The sequence below is a fragment of the Paenibacillus hemerocallicola genome, from assembly GCF_006265175.1.
GTDB lineage: Bacteria > Bacillota > Bacilli > Paenibacillales > NBRC-103111 > Paenibacillus_AB > Paenibacillus_AB hemerocallicola.
The window spans coordinates 41,365-63,051 of the sequence record NZ_VDCQ01000063.1 but is presented as its reverse complement, the minus strand read 5'-3'; the positions used below and the strand labels follow the sequence as shown (position 1 = coordinate 63,051).

Below are 21,687 nucleotides of genomic sequence, written 5' to 3'. Positions count from 1 at the left end.
CTGCGACCAGCGGGCCCACAAGCCGCCGTAGTACGGGTACGGCGGGCCGCCCGACGGCTCGATCGGGTACTGGACCCCTTTGTCGTAATCGTTCATCGGCACCCAGCCGGGGAACACCTCGGCGAACCGGTGCAGCAGACGCGCCGCCCCGAGCGGATCGGTCAGCGCCAGCTCCCGCGTCCGCGTCAGCAAGTACTGACGCTGCAAGTACCACAGATGCGCGGACAAGAAGTAGCGCGTACCGTTCGCATCCTCATAGTACGGGTAGTCCACCGTTTGACCGAGACGATTGGTTACCGTCAGCTTTTTATTTTCCGGGTACTGCGAATTCGGATAAACGACCTTTCCGCTGTCTGTCGAAGTCATGATCAACGGATCGGCCACCGACCAGCTGTAGTTGATCGCCCGCTCCGACAGCTCCGGCGCGTGCGGCACCCCCGCGAAATACATTCCCACCTTTTCCGGCACCAGCGTCAATAGTCTGGCCACGGAAGGCGACGGCGGGGCGAAGGCGACGATTTCCGTTTCGATCCGCGTTCCCGCTCCGGTCTGCGTAGGCTCGGTCCGGGGTGAGGCGTTCGCTTCGCCCGCATCGATCAGATTCGTTCGGTCGAAGGCCAGCTCCAGCTCTTTGGCCTGCGGATTGTTCGCTTCCTCCACCGTCAACCGCAGCCGGTACAAGCCATTTTGCACCGGCTCGGGGTGGGCGAAGGCGATGACCCGGCTGCCGCCTTCCGATTCGATTCCGGATGGAACGAGGCTCGTCTCTTCCCCATGCGGAGACAGCCAGTCGATGCGGATCGAGCTTGGAGCAGCGGCAAGATCGCTTCCGGCCAGCACGAGCCGCTTCTCCGTAAAGCTGTCGTACAGCAAACGTGCCGGGGCCGAAAGCGGCCAAGCGACGACCGGCTTGCCGCTGACCGCCGAATTCGGTCTCCCTTCGAAATACAGGCTGCCGAACCGCCCTTCATTGGCCGTGTACACGCTCAGCGTATATCCGCGGTTCGGGCCGGAACCGTCGCCGTCGATCACCGTCGTCCGCCGCACCGGCGCCCAGGAGCTGAGCGGTCGCTTGGAGGCGATGCCAAAATAGCGGATCGCATTCACATGCCAACGCTCTCCCGATTCGATCCCATCGACCCCGAGCGCGGACAGCGGGATGCCGACCTCGGCGCTCCAGCCGTCGCTCCGCTTGTGTACCGCCTGCTGTGTTTGCCCGCCTTGCGCCAAGTCCACAGTCTCTTGCAGCGTTTCCCGCACATCGGCGGCCGTGAAATTGTTGTACCGAATCCGGATCGGATGCGGCCCCGGTGTAATCGTCACAGGAACGCTATAAAACTTCATCATGTCGTCGTCGCGGCTCAGCAGTACGAAAACCCGCTCTGCCTGCGGCGCATCCACCTGAATGTATCCGCTTTCATACCGGCCGTCCAAGGCTATATACAGATGCGTATCGTCGTAGGCCAGATTCATCGTCGTCTGCTGCTCCGCCGGCTCATTGAAATATGCCGTCGAGAACCCTTCCAGACGCTGCGACCCGTGCCAAACGGCCTCGTCCGGCAAGCCGTCGATCCGCACAGCTCCTTCCGCCCGCATCGCGATCGCCCATTTATCCGGCAATGCCGCTACCTCAATTCCCATCGGCCGTTCTCCCTTCCCATCGCGTAACGCCGCCCACAGGACCAGCAGGACAACGGTCATGAGGACTCCCGCCGCTATACGGAATCGTCTTTTCAACATTCGCGCCGCAACCGCCTCTCCTGTCCGATGCGCTTCATGCATCCTGCGCAGCCGGCCCTACTTGGCCTTTGCGGTGTCCAGCTCTTTCTTGAGCTGCTCTTGCGCCTCCCGCAGCGCGGTATTGACATCGGTCCCCTGCTTCACTACTTTCTCGAAAGCGCCGCTAAGGATCGTTTGTTGCTTGCCAAGCGGCACGGCCGGCAGCTCGGCTTTCCGGAGCGGTGTCGGATCGGCGAACGGATGGAAAAAGACCGCTTTTGTGTTTTTCCCTTTCAGCGCCGGCGTCTCCTGACCGAATGCCTGCTCCAGCTTTTTGTCCGCAAGGGTCGGAATTTTGCCTTCTTTGGCCTGCGCGAGCTGCACGTCCTCGGACAGCAAATCCAGTATGACGGCGAACGCTTCATCTTTATGCTTGCTTTGCCGGGTAATCGACCAGTACGGAGGCGTCAGCTGGGACAGCCTGTTCGGCGCTTCCTTCAGCTGCGGCAAGCTGACCATATCCCAGCTCAGATCGGCCGGGAACGAGTTGAACTGGTTAATTTGTCCGACATACATCGCGGCCGTCCGTTCCTTGTAGAACAGTTGCAGCTCGACGGTAAGCGAGGCCGCCATCGGATTATTGGGAATCTCGTAAAACCGCTTCAGATTGTTGAACAAAATTTGCCACTTGGCCGCATCGGCCATCTCGTCGGCATTCGGGTTAACAATCGGATGGGACCACGCATTGTCCCGCAGCACGGACATATAGTTGGTCGTTAGCCCGCGATACGGGACGCCGCCTTCGGTGCGGGACAACTGCTGGACCAGCGGAACCAAAGCGTCCCACGACATGCCGTCCTTCGGATACGCGACGCCGAATTTGTCGAACAGATCCTTGTTGTAAAACAGGACGAGCGGACTGGGGGAATTGATCGGCAACCCGTAGATTTCACCTCCGGAAGCCCCGGTTTCGTTGATGATGCGCTGCATATAGACGGGATTGAACCGGTTTAAGTCCAGCTTGTGCTTCTGCACCAGCTCGCGCATATCGTAGGAAAGCCCGAGACCCAAATATTCGTCGCGAATCGTTGTCGTCTGCGTCCGCATCACATCGGGGATCGTCCCCGCGGCTACCAGATCTTCAATCCGCGAGCCTTTAACGCCCTGCTGATGCTTGACGGTCACATGAGGAAATTGCCGACGGATGCGCTCGCCCCAAGTCGCCTGGAACACTTCGTCGGTCACATCGGTGTAAATAAACAGATCGACCGGCTTCGGCGCACTCGGAGCGGCCGCTCCATTGTCTCCTTTAGCCTGCTGCGGCTCCGTTCCGCCGGTTCCGCAAGCGGTCAGGGCAAGCGCGCTCGCCAGCACCGCCGGCAGCCATGCGGTTTTCGCTGTCAGTGTCTTCATTGTCGAATCTACCTCCCCTTTTATTTGCAATCGCTTTCTTTAATTGCCGATCAGCGGGAACGGCATCTTTACAGGCCGGCCCGTCCTTACGCCAAAATCTCCATCTGCTCGCGTTCCACTTCGCCCTCCATCTTCATCCCCCGCTTAAAGCGCTCAAGCTCTTCGACCGCAAATTGTCCCAGCCGGTAGCCGCCGTTGGATACCGCTCCCGCGATATGGCAGGTTAACGCACAATTCGGCAGCGAGCGCAGCGGATGATCGGCCGCCAGCGGCTCCGACGATGTGACGTCCAGACAGGCGAACAGTCGTCCGAGCGACAGCTGCTCGATCAGCGCCTCCTCGTCGATAATCGGCGCCCTGGCCGTGTTGATGATGATCGCGTCGTCCTTCATTGCCATGAGCCGGCCGCGATCCAGCATATTGCGGGTCGAAGGCAGAAGCGGAGCGTGAATCGAAACGACATCGGATTGGCGGATCAATTCGTCCAGTTCCGTCCGGGTCGCTCCAAGCTCGGCCAGCCGTTGCCGGCTGACGAACGGATCGTACACCAGCACTTTGACCCGAAAGGGGCGCAGCAGCTTCATGTAGTGCGTGCCCGCTTTGCCGGCTCCGATCACGCCGACTGTAATCTGATACAATTCACGCGCCAATCTTCTTTCCTCCGTCCATCCCCCGGCACGTGCTGCCCGGTCGATGCGCCACATATTTTTCAGCGAGGCGATCGTCATTCCGAGTGCCGTCTCGGCAACCCCCTCCCCCAGCGGTCCGTTGGCGCTCGATACGCGGATGCCGCGCTCCCACAGCGCTGCGGACACAAGTCCTTTGACCGTACCGGCCGCATGCGCAACAACCTTCAGGCGCGGGCAATGGCATAGCCACTCCTCGTCCAGCCTCGGCGTTCCCCACGAAGTAATGGCGGCATCGGCCTCATAAAGCGCGCGGCGCGCTTGTTCCGGGTCCGACCATTCCGTGTGAAGCACCCTCCCCAAGTCCGCCAGACGTTCCAGATGCCATTCATGCAAAATCGGTCGTTGCAGGTTGGGCGGATAGCAGAGAGCGATCGTCCATTTCAAGCTTCCCGTCCTCCATTCTTTTGTTATGTAGAAAATATGCAGAAACTAAAATTGGGCCATAATAAATTCTCCAACTCGTTCTACATACTATCTACATAACAAATTATATGCGTTTCTGTTGCAATGTCAACCATTGGAATTCAAGCGCACAATTCCGTCGCTCATCGTTCCCCACTCTGACAGGCATGCTATATAAGTTGAAACTAAAGGTTTTAACGTTCATTCCATTCCGGAAAGAATTGCCTTGCAGCTTCAGACAGGTTGATTTGAGTTTCTTTGAATGAATAGCTTACGGCAAAGGTTGAAACTCGGGAGCCCAAACTCGCTCACAGGGCAATTCCCTTCTTCCATTGCATTAGGCTATCTTAGCTGATTCTTAAGTTCATCTTATATAATAAAAAAAGACGTTCCGGCCCCACTTCCATCGTGGTTTTGGAAACGTCTTTATTGCCGTTGGGCTGGCCTGAACGCCGCTCCCCTTCGAAAACAGCCTTTGGATGCGCATCCAATAAACGGGCCTTAGTTGCCGGAAACCGTTCGCTCCGCATCCTGCTTGTCCAGCAGTTCCGCCAGCCGGACGCGCAGCTCATCTTCTCCGATCACACCGGAATACAGCAGCAGCAACAATTCGCGTACCGCTTCGACCGTCTCATAGCGCAGCCCGTACTGCCAATGGCTCCGGTAGGACGGAATGATCTCCCGGTACAAATTGTAACGGTCCGGCTTGTGAACCACGGGCTCCGACGCGCCGGCCGCGGCTGCGGAGGCCGGAATGCTGAGCGTGTTGCGGCGAATGATGGCCTGTGCCTCGGGAGAGGTCATAAATTCCACAAACTCGCGGGCCGAATCCGGCACCGTCGTCTTGCGGTGGATGGACAGACCGATCCACAGCAGCATAGTCCGTGGTTCCGATATATACGGCAATGGCGCTATATCGTATGGGACCGCCTTATCGTTGAAGCCGTTCAGCAAAAAATAGGTTGTCATCAGCATCGAGAGCTTACCTTCGGCAAACAGCGACTGCATCGCCGAGACTTCCAGAAAGCCCGGAACGACTCCGTCCGCCTTCATCAAGTCGCGGCAATACGTCAACGAGGCAGCAAGTTCCTCTGCCTCCGGACGCCGTTGGCCCGCGGAGGAGCGCAGCGGAGCGGAAGCGCGCTGCATCCAGATCGCCGGCCAACGATTGTTGCCGGACAAAAAACTGGCGGCGAATCCGTATCTTCCGCTTGGCTGCGACAACTGCGCAGCCGCCTCCAGCAGCCGTTCCCATGTCCAGCCGCTGTCCGGCTCGGGAAGCCCGGCAGCGTGGAAATGTTTCCGATTATAGGCGAGAATGACCGGCGAAAACACCAAAGGCCGGGCATAGCTGATGCCGTCGACAAGCAGTTCGTCGCGCAGAAACGGATACGTGTCGTCCGCGAGCCGCATCGGCTCCAATACGTCCAGCCGACGGTGCTCCCGGGCATGCTGATAGTAAATATGATTGGTCATCATCACGTCGAAGCGGCCGGATGTCATCAGATCGTCGATCGTATCCGACGAATAGTTTTGCGAGATGGAAATCGGACGGATCTCAATATGCGGATGCTCCCGGTGAAACAAGGCAAGCAGTGCGGCCAAGTCGACATCCCGGTACATTGTATCGTGAAACCCGAAATGAACCGTTTCCTTCTTGACGACCTTGCTGCCTACCCGGCGTATTTTGACCAGCAAGCCTTCGGCCGCCAGTTGGTCAAGCCCCTTTGCCACCGATTTGTAGCTCACATCGAACTGCTCGGCAAGCCTATCCTCCGAAGGCAAAAACGAACCTGGCACGTAAACGCCCGACTCGATATCGCGGCGCAGCGTGCGGATCATTTCGTCCATACGGTCTCTGAATGTGCTTCGGCTCGGCTTTGAATTCATCGCTGTACCTGCTCCCCGCCTGATTGAAGATGGATTTTTGGACTTCTCCAAAATCTTATCAATTCGCACCGGTGATTTCAAGTCCTGCCTACTATCTACGGAATATAATGGCCAGTGAAACGGCAAAAAGAAGCGAGCGGTTCCGTTTCCACGCCTTCGAACCGACGCTCGGCTCGACCTTGGTTCACAGCTAATTTGCCACGTGAATAGTGTTGCCGATTCAAACTTGCAGTTCATGCCTGACAAGCAGATTACAGCCGACTCTTACGCCTGAGCAAATACAGAAAAAAAGGCGCCCCGATCACCCCCGTCACGATTCCTACGGGCAATTCGACCGGTGAGAAAGCGATGCGGGCGAGCGTATCGCACAAAGTCAATACAAAGACACCGAGCAGCGCGGTGCAAGGCAACAATATCCGATAATCATTCCCTACCAGAAGCCTTGCGGCATGAGGTACGATTAATCCTATGAAACTTAGAAGTCCGACGACGCTTACGGAGCTTGCGGCAAGAAGAGCGCCAACGGAAATGAAGAAAAAGCGGTATCGTTCTACATGAAGACCCAGCGAAAGGGACTCTGCCTCGCCAAGCATCAGAACATTCATCCGTTGCGCCCCCCAGAAAGACAGCAATGCTCCAATAACCGTATACGGCAATAGCGTGTCGACGTGCGACCAGCTCTTCGCGGCCAGACTGCCTACCATGTAGGAGACAGCGCCTTCCACGCGATTGCTGTAAAACGTAAACAAACCCGAAATTCCCGAATTCAACAAGGCGGAAACCGCAACGCCGGACAAAATAATGCGCATCGGCGATACGCCTTGATCCCAGGCGAGTAAATAAATGAGCAAAGCCGAGGCCATAGCGCCTAAGAAGGCAACGGGTACAAGCAAATGCGCGAAGGATGGGAATACGATAATCATCATAATTCCCAACAAACCGGCTCCCGACGATACCCCTATGATGTGCGGGTCCGCCATCGGATTCCTCATAATACCTTGCAACAATGCTCCGGACAAGGAAAGTCCGATACCGGCTAAAGCGGCTACAATCGTCCGAGGTAACCGAATGTTCCATATGATCGGGTAATGCTCGGCATCTGTATTTCCAAAGACGATTCGGATAATTTCAGGGAGCGGAACATCGACGGCGCCGTAAATCAGCCGCGGTATCCGCCTTATCTACGATTTTGCCGAGCAACAGCGCATTGTTCTGCATATCCTCTATCGTTTTTATCGTCAAGATGGCAAACGGAATTCCCGCTTGTTCGAACGAAGGCGCCAATTTGGTATGGAAAACGGGCTGGCCGACTACTAAATCCGGTTTCAGGCTAAAGATTTTCTCCATATTCACATTGCTGATCAAACCGACCTCTTCTGCCGCTTTCGCTAGTTCGGGTACCGGGACGCCGGGGGCAGTGGCGCGGCCAACCATCTCCCCTCCCACTTGCTCGAACACATGCAGCAGTTCGGTGTTCAAAACGACAATTCGCTCCGGCTTCTTGGACAAGACGACTTTCTTCCCGGCCTGATCCTCAAAAGATAAATGCGTTGCAGGCTCGGCAGGCGGCGCAGTCGCAGCAGGTTGATTTCGGTGAGAGGCTTGGCTGCACCCGAGTAAAGCCGAGCACACCGTCACCATGAGAGCAAAAAGGATTAGCCAACGTTTAATAGTCATTATGCAGGTCCCCCGTTATAAAGATTAAATATTAGACAAGCACCGCCATATTTCAACCCGATCGAAATCGTGTATTTCAAGAGCTCGATCACCTCGATTCCCATTCTTCGGTTTATTATCGCAGCGCTACATTTTTGCTATAGGTAAAGGTCTGATTCAAGCTGTCTGTAAAATGGACCTTAATGTCCCACCGCTCTACACCGGCTTTCATGAAATTTCCTGCGGCCTCATAGGTGTACTTGTGAAATCCTTCGTAGCCGTATGGATCGGGACCGCCCACGACGAAGGACAACGGAACTTGCAGGGAGATAGCCGGTTGCTCGTCGGCTTCAGTTTGAAGCCGCAGCTCGGTTCCGGCCGGAGCCCCTACGCCGGACGGTAGCCATACATCCAATCGCACGGATTGCCGATCGTTTCCTTCCGATGAAATCCGTAAAGACATGTGGGCTTTTTCCCCCATTTCATGCCAGTACACGGGATCCGCTCCGACTCCATCTGCCGGGGGAGCGGTGGTGGTAAGCATGCCGGCCAGAACGAAAAGCGCCGCCGCCAGCACGATCTCGGCGCGAACGCCTAATACGAAGCCGCGCAGCGCCTTGGTCCGTTCGACAGCTGAACTGCCCGAGATGGCCGAACGAATACGAGGCATGAAGCGAAGCCGATGAAACACGGCTATGACCAGAACAACGAACAGAAGCCCGCTCTTGACCAGCACCAGTCGGCCGTATCCGCTGTTCGTCAAATCCGTCCATCCTTCAAGGCGAATGACGGTCAGCCACACCCCGCTTGCAGTTACTATTCCGATCAACGGCAGCGCGAACGCGGAAAAACGGGTAATTAGCGCATCCAGCTCCATCCATATCGCCGCCCGTTCCCACGCGGCAAACGTAGCCGCAAACAAGCCTGTCAGCCCGCCAAACCAAAGAGCGGAAGCCAGCATATGCAACGTGTGCGAAAATACGGCCGTCCACTTGCCCGATTCGCCGGCGAAGGCATGCCCGGTCAAGGGGAATGTCACGATCAGCCCGCATGCCGCGATCGCTTTCAGCCAACCGGCCCACCTCCGATCCCGTTCGGGAGCGAAGGCCAGCATGAAAATGAGCAAGGCGGCCACCGGACGAAGCCATGCCGACGCGCCGAACAGCGTGGACGCGACGATCATCCTCGCCCGTTCTCCGAGCGGGTACATGCCGGACTCGCTTAACCGTTCCGCCAGCAGCCACACTTGAGCAATCCCTGCCGCAAGAAGGATGAGTGCAGCGAGCAGTGCCAGCTTCTTTTCGTTTCGCTCGGAGAATGGCGGAGGAGCAGTCCCCCGATTCCGCCCCCATACGGCATCACGGAAAAAGAGGAAGCCTGTCAGCGCGACAACCGCCAGCACATCGGCGATCCGCAGCGCATGCCCGACAAAGGATCGCCAATCGATCGGCTCGTGCGATCCGCCGCCATGGTCATGTCCGTGGTCATGCGACTCTACAGTGGAATCCGTTGTTCCAACGACCGGCGATGATTTGATTATCGGCGAGTCAGTAGAAGGCTGCTTTACCGGCATAGGTTCGACCAAAGCCGTTCTCCCGTTCGAATCGGCGGGCGACTCCCGTACTGATTCGGAAGCGGACGGCTGTATGGCTTCGGCAGTTTCAGCCACCTCTGCTGCTGACTCGGCCCTTGAAACGGATGGCGCAGCACTGGAAGTCGTCGGTGCTGTCGCGACAGGCTTCGTTAGCGGAGCTCCTCCTTCCGCATGCGGTTCAGCCTCCGAGGCCGTACCCGGCTCATGAGCTTCCTGCGAGGAATGATCATCCGTTTGCTGTCTCTGTGCAGACGACGGTATTGCAGTTGCAGCCGGTATCTGAGAATCGGTCGTTCCAGTGTCCGCCTTACCTGGTGTCCGGGGATCGCCATCGAGAGAAATCGTTTCGCTCGAACGCGATTTTTCCATAGGGGTATTGATCGAGAATCGATACGAGCCTTCCGTTGCATGCGTATCTACAGACAGCACTTGCCATTTGACCTTGTAAATTCCGTTATCCAGCTTTCCGATTTTGTAAATAAGCACATTGCCTTTCTCCGAACGAAGCTCGCCAGCCACCTTGGCTCCCTTTTCGTTCTCGAGTGCGATCGTACTGAGCTTCGGATCGATGTTCTCCGTAAATTGAATACGAATCTCCCCGGGGGACTCCTTCAATTCCGCATCCTGCAGCGGAGTCGATCGCTCCAAATTGGCATGCGCGTTCGCCGGAGAAGCCATGCCGCACACGATCAGCAATACGACTAGGGTACAGCGTAGTAGCGATATCCAACTAGGTTTGCATGCATTCAACCCGGGTCTCCTCTCTCGATAGACCGCAAGATAAGAAAACGTCTATCGATGTATTTCATGGATGAGCGACCGCGATTCGGCGGTTGTTTTTCCTTGGTAAGAAAGTCTCATTTCGCATTAGTACTTTGCAAAGTTAACTTTCTTTATCGTTAAGAAGAGCCGCCGGAATCGTTCCGACGGCTCCGAACCAAAGCGGTTAATCTTTGGTATATAGAAGAATCGCAGCTCGCAGGCCGCCTGCGGCAGGCAAAAATTCAATCGTTGCGCCTGCTGCTTCGGCTGCTGAGCGTAAAGTTACCGTTCCGTTTCCGGCATACCCCGCATCCAGATATGCGCGAATAAAATCGGCGTTGACACGGGCGGACCCTTCCTCAATGACGGCCTCTTGGTCCGTGACCGGCTTGCCGTTAACGTACAAGAAAGGTACCGGATTCGTATTTATTCCCGGCAGGCGCGCCGTTCCGTTCTGCACCGAAAAAGTCATTGTCGCTTCATAGTTGACGGTGTCATACTCGCCTTCCTTTTTCTCGGCCGAGCTCGGTTTGGCTCGCAGCAAATAGTAGTCGGCGGCGCCGGTTTCGAATGTAATGACTCCGAAAGCATCCGTTTTGAACACTTGCGACTCAGAGTTGCTTTTGCGGATCAACGAAACGTCCGTATCGGCGAGCGGTGTACCTTTCAACAGAAGCTGCACCGATACTTGCTCCTTCGGAGTGACGGCTGCCGGATTAAACAACGGGACTATCTCCGCCCGATCGGTATTGACAGGTCGGGAGAACCCTTGCAAGGCTTGTACCCGCTCCACGGTCGGGATATCGCTGACGGCCACGAACGATTTGGCGCTGCGCAACGTCCGGCTCGCCGATGCGGCACTCTTGAACATGCTGTCGCCTTCGACCGTTATGATGTAGGCGCCCGGCGCCGATGCCGAGAAGGAAGCTTCGAAGCCGTTGTTCACCGCAGGCTCGGTTTCCGTAGCCGCCTCGCCGGTGTAGAAACGGGTGCTCGTAATATCGGCCTTTTTGCCGGATGGCGGGGTAACGAACACTTTGCTTGAATCCGGACTCCATTGCCCGGCTATCCGGTAGCTCTTATGCCCGTTGGAATGGTTGCCGAGCAAAAGCTCCACATAAGACACTTCCCCCGGAGCGATAATCGGCGATTTCGTCTGCGACCAGCCGTCGTGGGCGAACGCCGAGACCGAAACGGACATGAACAGGGCGGCGGACAAAGCGGTTGAAGCCATCGTTTTTTTCCAATTCATACTGATACTCCTCCTTGGCGAATACGTTTCTCCTTCTGAATCATAGCTTGGTTGCTTTCGTCTTAGAATGACTCATCGGAGTCATAGATGTTAATAAAATGTGAATGTTGGTTAAGTAATACTGACTTCCGAACAGCTTTATATGCTCATCTTGAACGGTAAAGGGACGTTGCCCGCGTTCAAAAGCTCTTTGCAGGAAGAACAAGTCGCCAATCTTGCACTTTGGCCCGCCCAACATAAATAAAAACGGAAGCCCGGTTCCGATAACGGGGCTTTTCCGTTTTTCCTTAAAGAAATCACTCGGTCGCATGCGCCGAACAACCGCAAAGCATGCATTGGGACGAATGCTTCCACGAATAGTTCCTTGCGTCTAATGCTTGCCTACCTTATAGATCGTATCGCACAACCGATTCAAAAGGCTCGTCTCATGGCTGACCACAATGACACCCATGTCTCTGTTTTTGCATATGCGGAGAAACGCACTCCAGATTTTTGCCTGGGTAATCGCATCCAGCATGGTGGTCATCTCGTCCGCAATAATATATTTTGTAGCGGGATTCAATGCGCGGACAATGCAGAAGCGTTGCTTCTCACCGCCGGAAAGCTCGACGGGCCAGCGGTTCATCCATTCCTCCCGTATTTCGAAAGCATCCAGAATGTCTTGCGATGGCGTGTAGGATTCGGTCAAAACATCCCGCATACGCCACTTGGGGTTAATCGCCTTTTCCGGGTGCTGGTAAATCAATTGTACCGGCCGAAAAGCCCGCGCCTCCATCGCCTTATGATCGGACGTTACACGGCCTGTCCGGGGGGAGATATAGCCGGCCAATATTCTGGCCAGCGTAGTTTTTCCGCATCCGCTGTAGCCGGATAAACCAACCACCTCGCCCGGAGCGACAGATAGGTTGATATCCTTAATAATCCAGCGTTCTTTTTGATAAAAGTGACCCAGATTCTCTCCAATCAGAGCCATTGCTTCTCCACATCCTCCCTAAATTCCATATCGAACTCATTTTGCGGTAAGGCTCTCCACAACCTTTGCGCGTATTCGGTTTTCAGGCGTTCGCCCTTGCCTTCAAAAGCCGCCGCTTCGGAGATCTCCACCGTGGTTCCGTCCTTGATAACAGCCACGCGGTCAGCGATTTCCAACGCCGACATAATATCGTGGGTAATCAGCATGACCCCTGCGCCCTCTTTTGCAAATTGCTTTAGTTGCCTTAAAATTTCGAAAAGCGCCTGGGGATGAATTCCCGGAGTTGGCTCGTCCGCAATGACCAGCTTGACACCCTCTCGGACGCTGGTGGCAAACAACACCCTGCGAAGCATCCCACCCGACAGTTCAAACGGGAACAACCGTCCATCGCTCTTTTTCAGGTCATATTGGGCAAATAGTTTTTGCTGCTTTTCCTGTGCGGTTTTCTTATCCAGTCCAATCTGTACCTGCCGCCCCACACGCATGAGAGGGTCCAGATAATTAACGGACTGTGGGATGAAGGAAATCTCTCGTCCCCTAAGCTGTTCCTTTCTCTTTTCTGTCAGTTCTTCTCCTCTATAAACAATGCTTCCGCTGCAGATGGCATTGCCGGGCAGTATCCCCAGCACAGCGTGTGCCAACAGGCTTTTACCCGAACCACTGGCTCCCGCCACTGCCACAATCTCCCCTTCGTCAATATCCACATGCATATCGGCGATGGGACGGATCACACGTTTCTGTGTTCCCTTCACATATTGAGAGAAGCCGATCGACAGATTTTCCACCTGCAATAATCTTTTTTTCTGTGCGGTACTCATCATCCTATCCCTCTATTCATTGGAGCTGGCAGGCTCCATCAAAATGCGAAGCTTCTCTCCAATACTGTCAAAGCTTTTAACGACTATTACCAACAGCGCTCCCGGAAAAACCACCAGCCACCATTTTCCGGTAGAAATATGATTCATCGCTTCGGATAATATAATACCGACCGCCGGGGTCTGGGGGGAAAGTCCGAATCCCAAGAAGGTCAGCGCCGCTTCATGCAAAATCACATGAGGAAACATCAACAGAAAACCGATCATAATTTGAGGAAAAATAGTCGGCAGTATGTGCTTTCTGGCGATATACCATGCGGATTTCCCATAGCTTTTGGAGATTTGAATGTATTCGGCATTTTTGATTTGGAGCACCTCGGAACGAACCAACCTTGCCAATGCAGTCCAGTGAGTCAGCGAAATGCCGAGTACGATGCCGTATACACCGCCACCTGCAATAAAACAAATCAAAACCATGAATACTAGATGAGGCATTCCGATAAACAAATCGATAAGCCAGGAAATAGCGGCATCCACCGCTTTGCCAAAGGTCGCCGCGCAAATTCCCATCGCGGTTGCGATGAGAACGCTGAGCAAAGAGGTAAACGCTCCTAATGTCAGTGATAGACGCAATCCCTTGATCGTCCGTGTGAACATATCCCGCCCGAGCCAATCCGTGCCGAATATATGGTCAAGATCGGGGGCAAGGTTTTTCGCGCTACTCAGACGAAGGTTGTCGCTGCTAAGCCAAAAGCTGAAAATCAGAATGGCCAACAGGAAACCGGAAGAAAAAGCAAGCGACAAAATCATTTTTTTTCGTACATTCAGCCCTTCTTGTACACTCAGCAACTTAGCCATCCCCCTTCATACGCGGGTCTACAACCTTGCTCAAAATATCGGCAATCAGATTTCCTGCAAATACAAACAAGGAACTGATCAGAATAATACCCACCATTAAGGGTAGGTCTCCCTTTAACCCGGCAGTGGTCAAGGTGCTTCCCAGCCCCGGGTAGGCGAATACTTGCTCCGCCAGCATCGAGCCGCCGAAAAGCTCGCCGAAGTAGGCAAACTGCAAAGAAATTGCGGGAATGATAGAGTTCCGCAAGCCATGATTTTTATAGATCTGCCACTTGCTCTCTCCCCTTGCCTTTGCAAAAACGATATACTCCGCGTTTAGGATATCGATCATCTTCTCGCGGGTGTGCATCGCCACATTGGCAACCCCCAAAATGCTTAATGTCAGGGCGGGCAACACAAAATGGCGAACCCGGTCGATAAGCTGCACGTCGCTCTCCAGTACTCCGGCCGGTACCGCCAAGCCCACGGGAAACCATCTCAGCCAGACGGCAAAGACGATTAAAAGAAGGAGCCCCATCCAAAAGATCGGAGTCGATACCAATGTGTAGCTGTACCATTTAATGATTTTGTCAACAGCCTTACCCCGATTCATGGCGGCGGTCATGCCAAGCATATATCCGAAGACTCCCGATAAAATCCATGCCATGCCCATTAGTGCTAGTGATGTTGCAAACCGACTTTGGATAATATCGATGACAGGGCTGCGATAAAGCATCGAGGTTCCAAAGTTGCCTTGGAGCAGCGCCCCAGCCCAGGAAAAGTATTGCTCCACCGGGCTTTTGTCCACGCCCCAGTATTGTTTGAATTTCTCGATTTGCTCCGGCGACGCCGAGCTGTCCCCTCCTATATAAGCATTGACCGGATCCATCGGAGACAGATGGATCAGAGAAAAGGTCAGGATGGACAACCCGATCAACAAGGTCACAACGCGAATCAGGCGAATAACGATACTTTTTGTCACGATAACTCCCCTTCTCTCACAGAAAAGGAGGCTTTCAGAAGCGGAGAGCCTCCAAAAACCCCCTTTTCCCCAGAAATATCCGGTAATCAGTTGCTCCATGTCCACTCTGTTATATTGCCGAACAATGCCCACTCATGACCGTGCGTGTGAACCGGCTGTTTGCCGAGATTCAGTTTTTCATTAGCAAGATACAAGTGGTCCACACGCAGCAGCCAAACGATCGGAGCATCTCCAATACCGCTGAAGCCGGTTTCTCCGTCCCACTGAGCTAGCTTCCAATATGTATTGGCTTCTTCCTGTGAAGACGCAGTGAGCGCTTTATTCAAATACTCATCCACTTTGGGGTTGTGGTAATTTGACATATTGTCGATGCCTTTGTTCATCCTCTGAGAGGAATTCATCGAGTACAACTGGTGGGGGTGATGCCTGCCGCCGCCCCATGCCACCGCCGCGGTTTTGCCCTTGAGATAGATTTCATCCCAAGTAACGCCAATCGTATTGATCTTGATGCCGAATTTGATCGCCTGATCTGCCACAGCCAAAGAAAGATCGCTACGAAGCTGATCGCTTGAGCTGAAATACATGTCAAACTCCGCTTTTCGGCCGTTTTTTTCCAAAATTCCATCTTTGTTCGTATCTATCCAGCCGCCGCTAGCGAGGATTTTATTTGCTGCCTGAATGTCTCCGTCTTTAACAACGGTTTTCTCGTTGAACCACGGCATATTATCGCAAAGACAATACGCTTTTTGCCCGTGCCCGTCCAACGCCACATCCAGCAGCTTCTGGCGGTCTAGACCGATATTGAGCGCTTTGCGTATAGCAAGGTCGCTGGTTACATCGTTGCCGCTGTTCACTTCTTTACCGTTGGTCATGCCTTTGCCGCCGCCGGGCTGTGTGGGCAACATGATTCCGCGGGAGTCGATGCTCTCATAGGTACGCAACGTCATTCCATTCACCTTTTGATTCGCGAATGTCGGTGGAACATAGACAATGTCGGCTTGCCCGGCCTTTGCCGCTGCAAGGGAGGCATCCTCCGCGAGAAGAAGGAATGTCAGCTTTTTGAACTGGGGCTTTTTGCCGTACCAGTAAGGATTGGATTCCATAATAATTTGTTGTCCATCATTGTACTGAACCACCTTATACGGGCCAGAGCTAATAGGATTTTTGGAATAGTTGTCATTGTAGTGGGCTTTGGGGACAATTCCGATCTCTGTGAGTTGGCTTACAAAAGTAGAACGCGGCTCATTAAGCGTGATAACGACTGTGTTGCCGGCCCCGACTTCTATCGTCTTGACAAAAGACAAATCAAATTTGATCCCGTCCTTCTTGAGCATTTCATAAGTAAACTTGACATCCTCCGCAGTAACTTGCTCCCCGTTGGAAAACTTGGCATCGTCGCGCAATGGAAAGGTCCAAGCAAGGGCATCCTCGCTGATTTTATAGGATTTTGCAAGATCCCCGATAAAGTTAAGGTCAGAGTCGATAGTCAACAGCGAGCTATGGGTCAGACGAATTTGTGTCATTCCCCAGCCTTTCTTGGGATCAAACTGCCCGCCGTCCATTTTTCCCACGGCAAGCACCAAATCCTCTTTCACCGTTATCGGGTTCAGAGATCCGGACGGATTATTCTGTACCGAAGAACCGGTTTCACAACCTGCCAACAGCAAAAGCACTGACAATACCATTGTTACATACAAGAAAGTCCGGTTTTTAGTGAATGGTTTTCCTTTGGCTTTCATGTTAAACCTCCATCGTTTGGTATTATTGGTTTGAATGTGAAGGGAAAGATGAGCTTTAATCGTAATAAATACTAATATGATCATCGTTAATTGTAATGATAACGATTAACCTTGTCAATCGATAATTTTTGCTTGTGAGAAATACCTGAATCCGCTTTTGTTATAATGTATTTCACTCGGAATAGTCGGACGATCTACGATACACGGTTTCGACCGCGGAGTAAAAACCGCTCTTAGAACCCCAAACTTCGACAGCCGGCGCGAACTGCCGTTAAATAAAAAAAAGCCGCGATTTACGCGGACTCGCAACGAGATATGTTGTTGGTTCAATCATCTATCTATTGACTTGTTGCCGATAGTGACTTATAAATTCGAAAATCTCATCAACTGCTTGATGATACCCGCCTGATTTTCGAAAGGATTCCCCAACATTTGCAACAGCTTTCTTGAAAGATGAGAGGCTTAGCACATGATCTACGGCTTCACGTAGTTGATTTGCAGTCAAGCTTTGCATTTGTAATGTAATGTAATGCCTGCTCCGATATCGGCGACTCGCCCGGCAATTGTCGGCTGATCCGCGCTTTGTGGGATTACAATTAGCGGAACCCCGTAATAGAGTCCTTCATGGGTACTGTTCATTCCACCATGTGTAATAAATAATTTAGTGTATTGCAATACATCAGTTTGTGAAACATAATTTTTTACGATGATGTTTTTAGGAATTTCCCCTAAATCGGAAATTCGGGCTTTATTCCCAATAGACATGACAATAGTATGATCCGTGTTCCCAAATGCCTCAAAACAAAGCTTATAGAAATCAATTGCTTGGTTAAAGACTGTACCCAGTGAAATGTAAATTGGGTTTTTCCCCTTGATTGCAGCGAAGTCGAAGTTTTCTTGAGTTAGTCGCGAAGAGATGGATGGACCTACAAATTTATAAGTTTGGTCGAATGCTTCTCCATAAGGCTGAAACTCCCTTGTTGTATAAACGATTGTAAGCGGTGCGGGATTACAAAACACCTCGTATGGTGAACGGATCTCCACATCATATTTTTCCTTCGCCATTACCGTCAGGCTTTGAAATTTATCGTTTATAGGTTTTACTATTTCTGTAGGGACTTTTATAGAAAATTGTTCCAGCATCTTATCGAAGGATACGTTTGTCTGCGCAAAAGAAGTACAAGAGTTGATTGCAGGAAGCTTAAGAATTTGAGCAAGTAGACGTCCACAACCAAACATGGAATCATGGATGATGTAATCAAAATGCTCTCCTTTGATCTGTTCAAGAACGCTTGGTATGACTATATCCGCCGTAAGTAACAGACCGTTGATTCTTTCGAGCAAATAATCTCTTCCGCCTGAGATAAAGGCTTTTATAAATTTCTGATCGTCAAATGTTCGTACTGAAGCTCCAGTCTTCTCAATACGCTCCCGAAAAGCTTCTATAGAAAAGTACACTACCTCTTCTCCACGCGAAATAAGCTCTTGCACAACTCCAATAGTTGGATTGATATGTCCCTCCGACCCACCATTAATAAATAAAACGCGCGCCATTTCTACCACTCCTTAGGTATACTGTTCTCTAAATTGTGTAAGAGCAAGGCGCACTGTCCCATACCATCGCTCGAATCACTCCGATAGATCGTATTTCTTGGAATTATATTAACAACAAATTGACGTTCACTTGTATCACCAACTTAACAAACAATTTCACACTATTCGATCTATATAAGTTGACCTAAAGGTTTTAACGTTCATTCCATTCCAGTAGGGATTGCCTTGCAGCTTCAGACAGGTTGTTTTGAGTTTCCTTGTTTGTATTGGCCTACGGCAAGGTTGAAACTTGGGAGCCAAAACTCGCTCACAAGGCAATTCCCTTCTTCCATTGCATTGGGCTACTCTTAGTTGGTTCTTTAGTTCATCTTATATAGCGCATCCTAATAATCTAGAAGGCGTCCATTATCATGCCATTGACCGTACATTTTATTTTCTTTAGTGTTTGTTATAAATTTGTCCAATCTACTCATAAATAATTCCGGCTGATTTTTATTGCTTTGTATCGTGTCGATCCGAACTCTTCTATAAAGAGCTGGAAATGCCAAAAAATTCTCATATGCTTGCCTTTCCTCTTTTAACCTTTGCTCTATAACCCTATCTATTTTAAAAGAATCGTGGTCCATATCAGGAAGTACCCTTCTTCCTTCGTCTCTCATTAATCCTAATTTTTCGAGGCGGCGGACACGTTCTTTATTCAATTCAGTCCATGAACTTTTTTTGCTTCTAGGAGACAGTCTCTGCGCCAGTTGGGTTTCGGATATTTTCTTTTTGACTCCATCAATCCATCCAAAGCATAACGATTCTTCGACCGCGTCCAAATATAGCAACATATCCGGGTTTGGCGACATACTAACTACTACCCAACAAGACGTTTCAGTCTTACCATTTTCCTGCAGCCAAACCCTCAAATCTTCTCTCGATTTTACAGGAATTAGATTTTCAATTTCCATAGATAACATACATTCTCCTTTCTAGGTATGGCGCACCCCGAAGTGGCGCGAGCTTGTACACAGGCTAATAAAGAAAAGTCCCCAAAAAGCGTCGTCTTATTAGCCGATACGAGGATTTCCGGAGAACAGTTTGATCAATTGGCCTCGACCTTTCAACGACAGCTTGCCATAGATGGAGCTGACATGCTTTTTCACCGTAATTTCGCTGACAAAAAGCGTTTTGGCAATTTCCCCGTTGGTCAAGCCGTCGAGAACGAGTGCAACGACTTCGCGCTCCCGTTCGGTGAGCTGGGCGTCGGGTCCGCCAAATAAGTTCAGCTGGTCCGGATAGCCGCCGCGCTTCAGCAAAAAGCGGAGAAACGCTTCCAGCTTGTCTCCCCGGGTGTCGAGTACAAACGTAGGGGTCGGCGTCTTTCCGTCGTACTGCCGGTGAACGACTCCAGTCGCCGGCTGAAAGCCGAGATGCAAATGCGCTGTGCGAAAAAACTCCATCGGCGGGGGAGATGCGAAAAAAAGTCCGTCCGAACACATGTGCGAAAACATCAAATACATCGTCTCGATCACCATATCCCGGTTTTGCCAATCGGCATAGTCGATCGTCCGGATGAACCATCCCGCCTGCCCGGGCGGTTCGACCTCCAGAAGCCGATTCTCGGCCGGCGACAGAGACCGCAAATACGGACTTGCAAACGGATCGCCATTTAAATAAGGCAAAGTGGCCTTGTGGATCGGAACGACAACGGCTAGCCCGATCGCTTCCCCGTTCGCGGAACGAAGCAGCATGGCCGACTGCTGATCGAGCTCGACCCAAGTGCGCAAATTCAAATGCTTAATCGTCATCGTCATATCATCTTTGCTCACGAACTCGTAATAGCGCTGATCCGTTTCCGGATCCGTGCCGGATAACGTCAGAGGAGTTGCCGCTTCGAGCCTTCTGCGCAAATAGGCCTCCCCTTCGCATAAATTCGCAGGCGTCAGCGGCTCCCAGGTGTAACGGCCTCTGGAGTAGGACTGGAGCAAGGCGCGTATCATCGCAATACCGGTATAATAAAATAGCTCTCTCACTTCCCACTCCGTGCTCCGGTAAGGAGCGGCGTCGCGGATACGTGTCGCGTAGTAGAACGCCGCCCTGCCCCGCAGCCGTTCGAAATAGGCCGGCATTCGCTCCTCGAGCTGCTTACGCATAGCAATTCGCATCAAATCGTGCAGCATCCATCCGCGTTCCGTCTTGCGGACGAAAGACAAAGAAACAAGCTGCTCGAACGTATCTTCGTCGATTTCCCGGTCCATCACCGCCTGAAGCACTTCCCTGTTGACGTGCAGCAAAATTGCAGCTGTCTCCACCACTTTCCGCAGCAGGGCGTCCGGGACCTCCCTCAACCACGCCTTGGCCAAATGATCGAACCATTCCGTCTCGTCCCCAGGCGGATTCGTCCAGTCCTCATTCGTACGGACGACGGACGCCAGCGACAGCGCGAGCGGATGTCCGCCCGTTTTACGCCAAACGGCGTCGATCCGATCCTTGTCCGCGATGCCGCATGTCCGCAAATAGGCCTCGCTCTCCGGCTCGGTCAAATGCTCCAGGGACATAAAGTAGATGCGTTCGCGCAGAGCCGGGGATAGGATCCATTTGTCTTTCAGCCGATAGCGGCCTGCTGCGATAAACAGGATGCTGTCGGGCAGCCATTTTATAAATCGCTCCCGAATCCAGCCATCGAGATCGCCCATCTCCTCATAGGTGTCCAGCGCCAAGACGATCTTTGTTTCCGCCGCCAATTGTCCCAAGCGGGCGAGACACGCTTCCACCGGATTTGATATCGACGTATTGACGTCCGTCCCGCCAGGCAATTGCCTCAGCAGCTGCCGGCAGAACAAGTCTCCTTTGTGATTGAAATCGCGGCTGTCCACCTGCAGCATAATCGCGCCCGCCCGTACCGCCTGGCGGCGAAATGAATCCAACAGATAGCTTTTCCCGATCCCGGCCGTGCCGTATAGGCTCCATATCGATTTGCCGCTTTCTCCGTCGGACAAATAGCGGCGAAACAGCGCAAGCTGCTCGCTTCGGCCCGTAATATACTGATCCTCCCGATTATCGATCTCATTGATTGATTCCCGCCCGTCCCATGCAGCGGATTTGTCCATGTCGTTCGACACATTTACCAGACCCCTTGATCGTTTCAGAGCATACATCCGAGCGCCGGACTGATCCGAACGCGATACGGGGCTGCCCCAAGTTGTATACTGCGGAAATCAGAGCGAACATGGTTCTTTATACCGTTCAGTCCTAATGCAGGCAGGGTCTTGTTGCAGTATAAATGGAATCGATTCCCCTTGAACAAATCGATTCGCCACCCCTCCTTAAAATCCTTTTTTGAAGTGGCGACATGTCACGAAGGCGTGTTCCGCGATTTTCCGGACCCATAATTTAAAGAAGCCGCATAAATGCGACTGCGGAGG

The 21,687-nt window shown here is 52.6% G+C and carries 15 protein-coding genes and 1 pseudogene; all 16 read right to left on the bottom strand.

The annotated features are described in order from the left end of the window. Nucleotides 1-1,740 (bottom strand): DOMON domain-containing protein (locus FE784_RS31790; protein ID WP_218103843.1); only part of this gene is annotated, 1,740 nt, incomplete at its 3' end. Between the two features lie 57 nt (nt 1,741-1,797). Continuing rightward, nucleotides 1,798-3,132, bottom strand: coding sequence for an ABC transporter substrate-binding protein (locus FE784_RS31785; RefSeq protein ID WP_139606292.1), 1,335 nt, complete (start codon nt 3,130-3,132; stop codon nt 1,798-1,800). A gap of 86 nt (nt 3,133-3,218) precedes the next feature. Beyond that, nucleotides 3,219-4,205 carry a hydroxyacid dehydrogenase gene (locus FE784_RS31780; protein WP_176706667.1) on the bottom strand — a complete coding sequence of 329 codons (987 nt, stop codon included), beginning with the start codon at nt 4,203-4,205 and terminating at the stop codon, nt 3,219-3,221. A 519-nt stretch (nt 4,206-4,724) separates the two neighbouring features. Next, the gene (locus FE784_RS31775; protein WP_176706666.1) at nt 4,725-6,113 is read right to left on the bottom strand and encodes an extracellular solute-binding protein; all 1,389 of its coding nucleotides are present in this window, start codon (nt 6,111-6,113) and stop codon (nt 4,725-4,727) included. Nucleotides 6,114-6,364: 251 nt separating this feature from the next. Further along, nucleotides 6,365-7,231, bottom strand: a complete 867-nt coding sequence (locus FE784_RS31770; protein ID WP_246132287.1) for a FecCD family ABC transporter permease — start codon at nt 7,229-7,231, stop codon at nt 6,365-6,367. Between the two features lie 10 nt (nt 7,232-7,241). Then, on the bottom strand, nt 7,242-7,790 hold the full coding sequence (locus FE784_RS31765; protein WP_139606288.1) for an ABC transporter substrate-binding protein: 549 nt from the start codon (nt 7,788-7,790) through the stop codon (nt 7,242-7,244). A gap of 115 nt (nt 7,791-7,905) precedes the next feature. Continuing rightward, entirely contained in the window at nt 7,906-10,113 is a 2,208-nt protein-coding gene (locus FE784_RS31760) for a copper resistance protein CopC (RefSeq protein WP_139606287.1), read from the bottom strand. Between the two features lie 196 nt (nt 10,114-10,309). Beyond that, complete coding sequence (locus FE784_RS31755) at nt 10,310-11,377, bottom strand: DUF4198 domain-containing protein (protein WP_139606286.1); 1,068 nt, start codon at nt 11,375-11,377, stop codon at nt 10,310-10,312. Nucleotides 11,378-11,747: 370 nt separating this feature from the next. Further along, nucleotides 11,748-12,350, bottom strand: a complete 603-nt coding sequence (locus tag FE784_RS31750) for an ABC transporter ATP-binding protein (RefSeq protein ID WP_139606285.1) — start codon at nt 12,348-12,350, stop codon at nt 11,748-11,750. Further along, a complete protein-coding gene (locus tag FE784_RS31745; RefSeq protein WP_218103842.1) occupies nt 12,341-13,171 on the bottom strand; it encodes an ATP-binding cassette domain-containing protein in 831 nt (276 codons plus the stop codon). The genes FE784_RS31750 and FE784_RS31745 overlap by 10 nt, the downstream gene beginning before the upstream one ends. 9 nt (nt 13,172-13,180) lie before the next feature. After that, nucleotides 13,181-14,014 carry an ABC transporter permease gene (locus tag FE784_RS31740; protein ID WP_246132284.1) on the bottom strand — a complete coding sequence of 278 codons (834 nt, stop codon included), beginning with the start codon at nt 14,012-14,014 and terminating at the stop codon, nt 13,181-13,183. A gap of 1 nt (nt 14,015) precedes the next feature. Next, nucleotides 14,016-14,984 carry an ABC transporter permease gene (locus FE784_RS31735; RefSeq protein WP_246132283.1) on the bottom strand — a complete coding sequence of 323 codons (969 nt, stop codon included), beginning with the start codon at nt 14,982-14,984 and terminating at the stop codon, nt 14,016-14,018. A gap of 86 nt (nt 14,985-15,070) precedes the next feature. Further along, a complete protein-coding gene (locus FE784_RS31730; RefSeq protein WP_139606282.1) occupies nt 15,071-16,723 on the bottom strand; it encodes an ABC transporter substrate-binding protein in 1,653 nt (550 codons plus the stop codon). A gap of 334 nt (nt 16,724-17,057) precedes the next feature. Next, nucleotides 17,058-18,277: pseudogene (locus FE784_RS31725) on the bottom strand (macrolide family glycosyltransferase). Nucleotides 18,278-18,660: 383 nt separating this feature from the next. Then, nucleotides 18,661-19,230 carry a YdeI/OmpD-associated family protein gene (locus FE784_RS31720; protein WP_139606281.1) on the bottom strand — a complete coding sequence of 190 codons (570 nt, stop codon included), beginning with the start codon at nt 19,228-19,230 and terminating at the stop codon, nt 18,661-18,663. A 99-nt stretch (nt 19,231-19,329) separates the two neighbouring features. Beyond that, nucleotides 19,330-21,384, bottom strand: coding sequence for a helix-turn-helix transcriptional regulator (locus FE784_RS42505; RefSeq protein ID WP_176706665.1), 2,055 nt, complete (start codon nt 21,382-21,384; stop codon nt 19,330-19,332). Between the last annotated feature and the right edge of the window lie 303 nt (nt 21,385-21,687).

Excerpts from the sequence above, each read along its gene's own strand:
- FE784_RS31745 (WP_218103842.1), bottom strand. The coding sequence starts at position 13,171 with ATGATGAGTACCGCACAGAAAAAAAGATTATTGCAGGTGGAAAATCTG.
- FE784_RS31730 (WP_139606282.1), bottom strand. The coding sequence starts at position 16,723 with ATGAAAGCCAAAGGAAAACCATTCACTAAAAACCGGACTTTCTTGTAT.
- FE784_RS31785 (WP_139606292.1), bottom strand. The coding sequence starts at position 3,132 with ATGAAGACACTGACAGCGAAAACCGCATGGCTGCCGGCGGTGCTGGCG.
- FE784_RS31720 (WP_139606281.1), bottom strand. The coding sequence starts at position 19,230 with ATGGAAATTGAAAATCTAATTCCTGTAAAATCGAGAGAAGATTTGAGG.
- FE784_RS31775 (WP_176706666.1), bottom strand. The coding sequence starts at position 6,113 with ATGAATTCAAAGCCGAGCCGAAGCACATTCAGAGACCGTATGGACGAA.
- FE784_RS31755 (WP_139606286.1), bottom strand. The coding sequence starts at position 11,377 with ATGAATTGGAAAAAAACGATGGCTTCAACCGCTTTGTCCGCCGCCCTG.
- FE784_RS31765 (WP_139606288.1), bottom strand. The coding sequence starts at position 7,790 with ATGACTATTAAACGTTGGCTAATCCTTTTTGCTCTCATGGTGACGGTG.
- FE784_RS31750 (WP_139606285.1), bottom strand. The coding sequence starts at position 12,350 with ATGGCTCTGATTGGAGAGAATCTGGGTCACTTTTATCAAAAAGAACGC.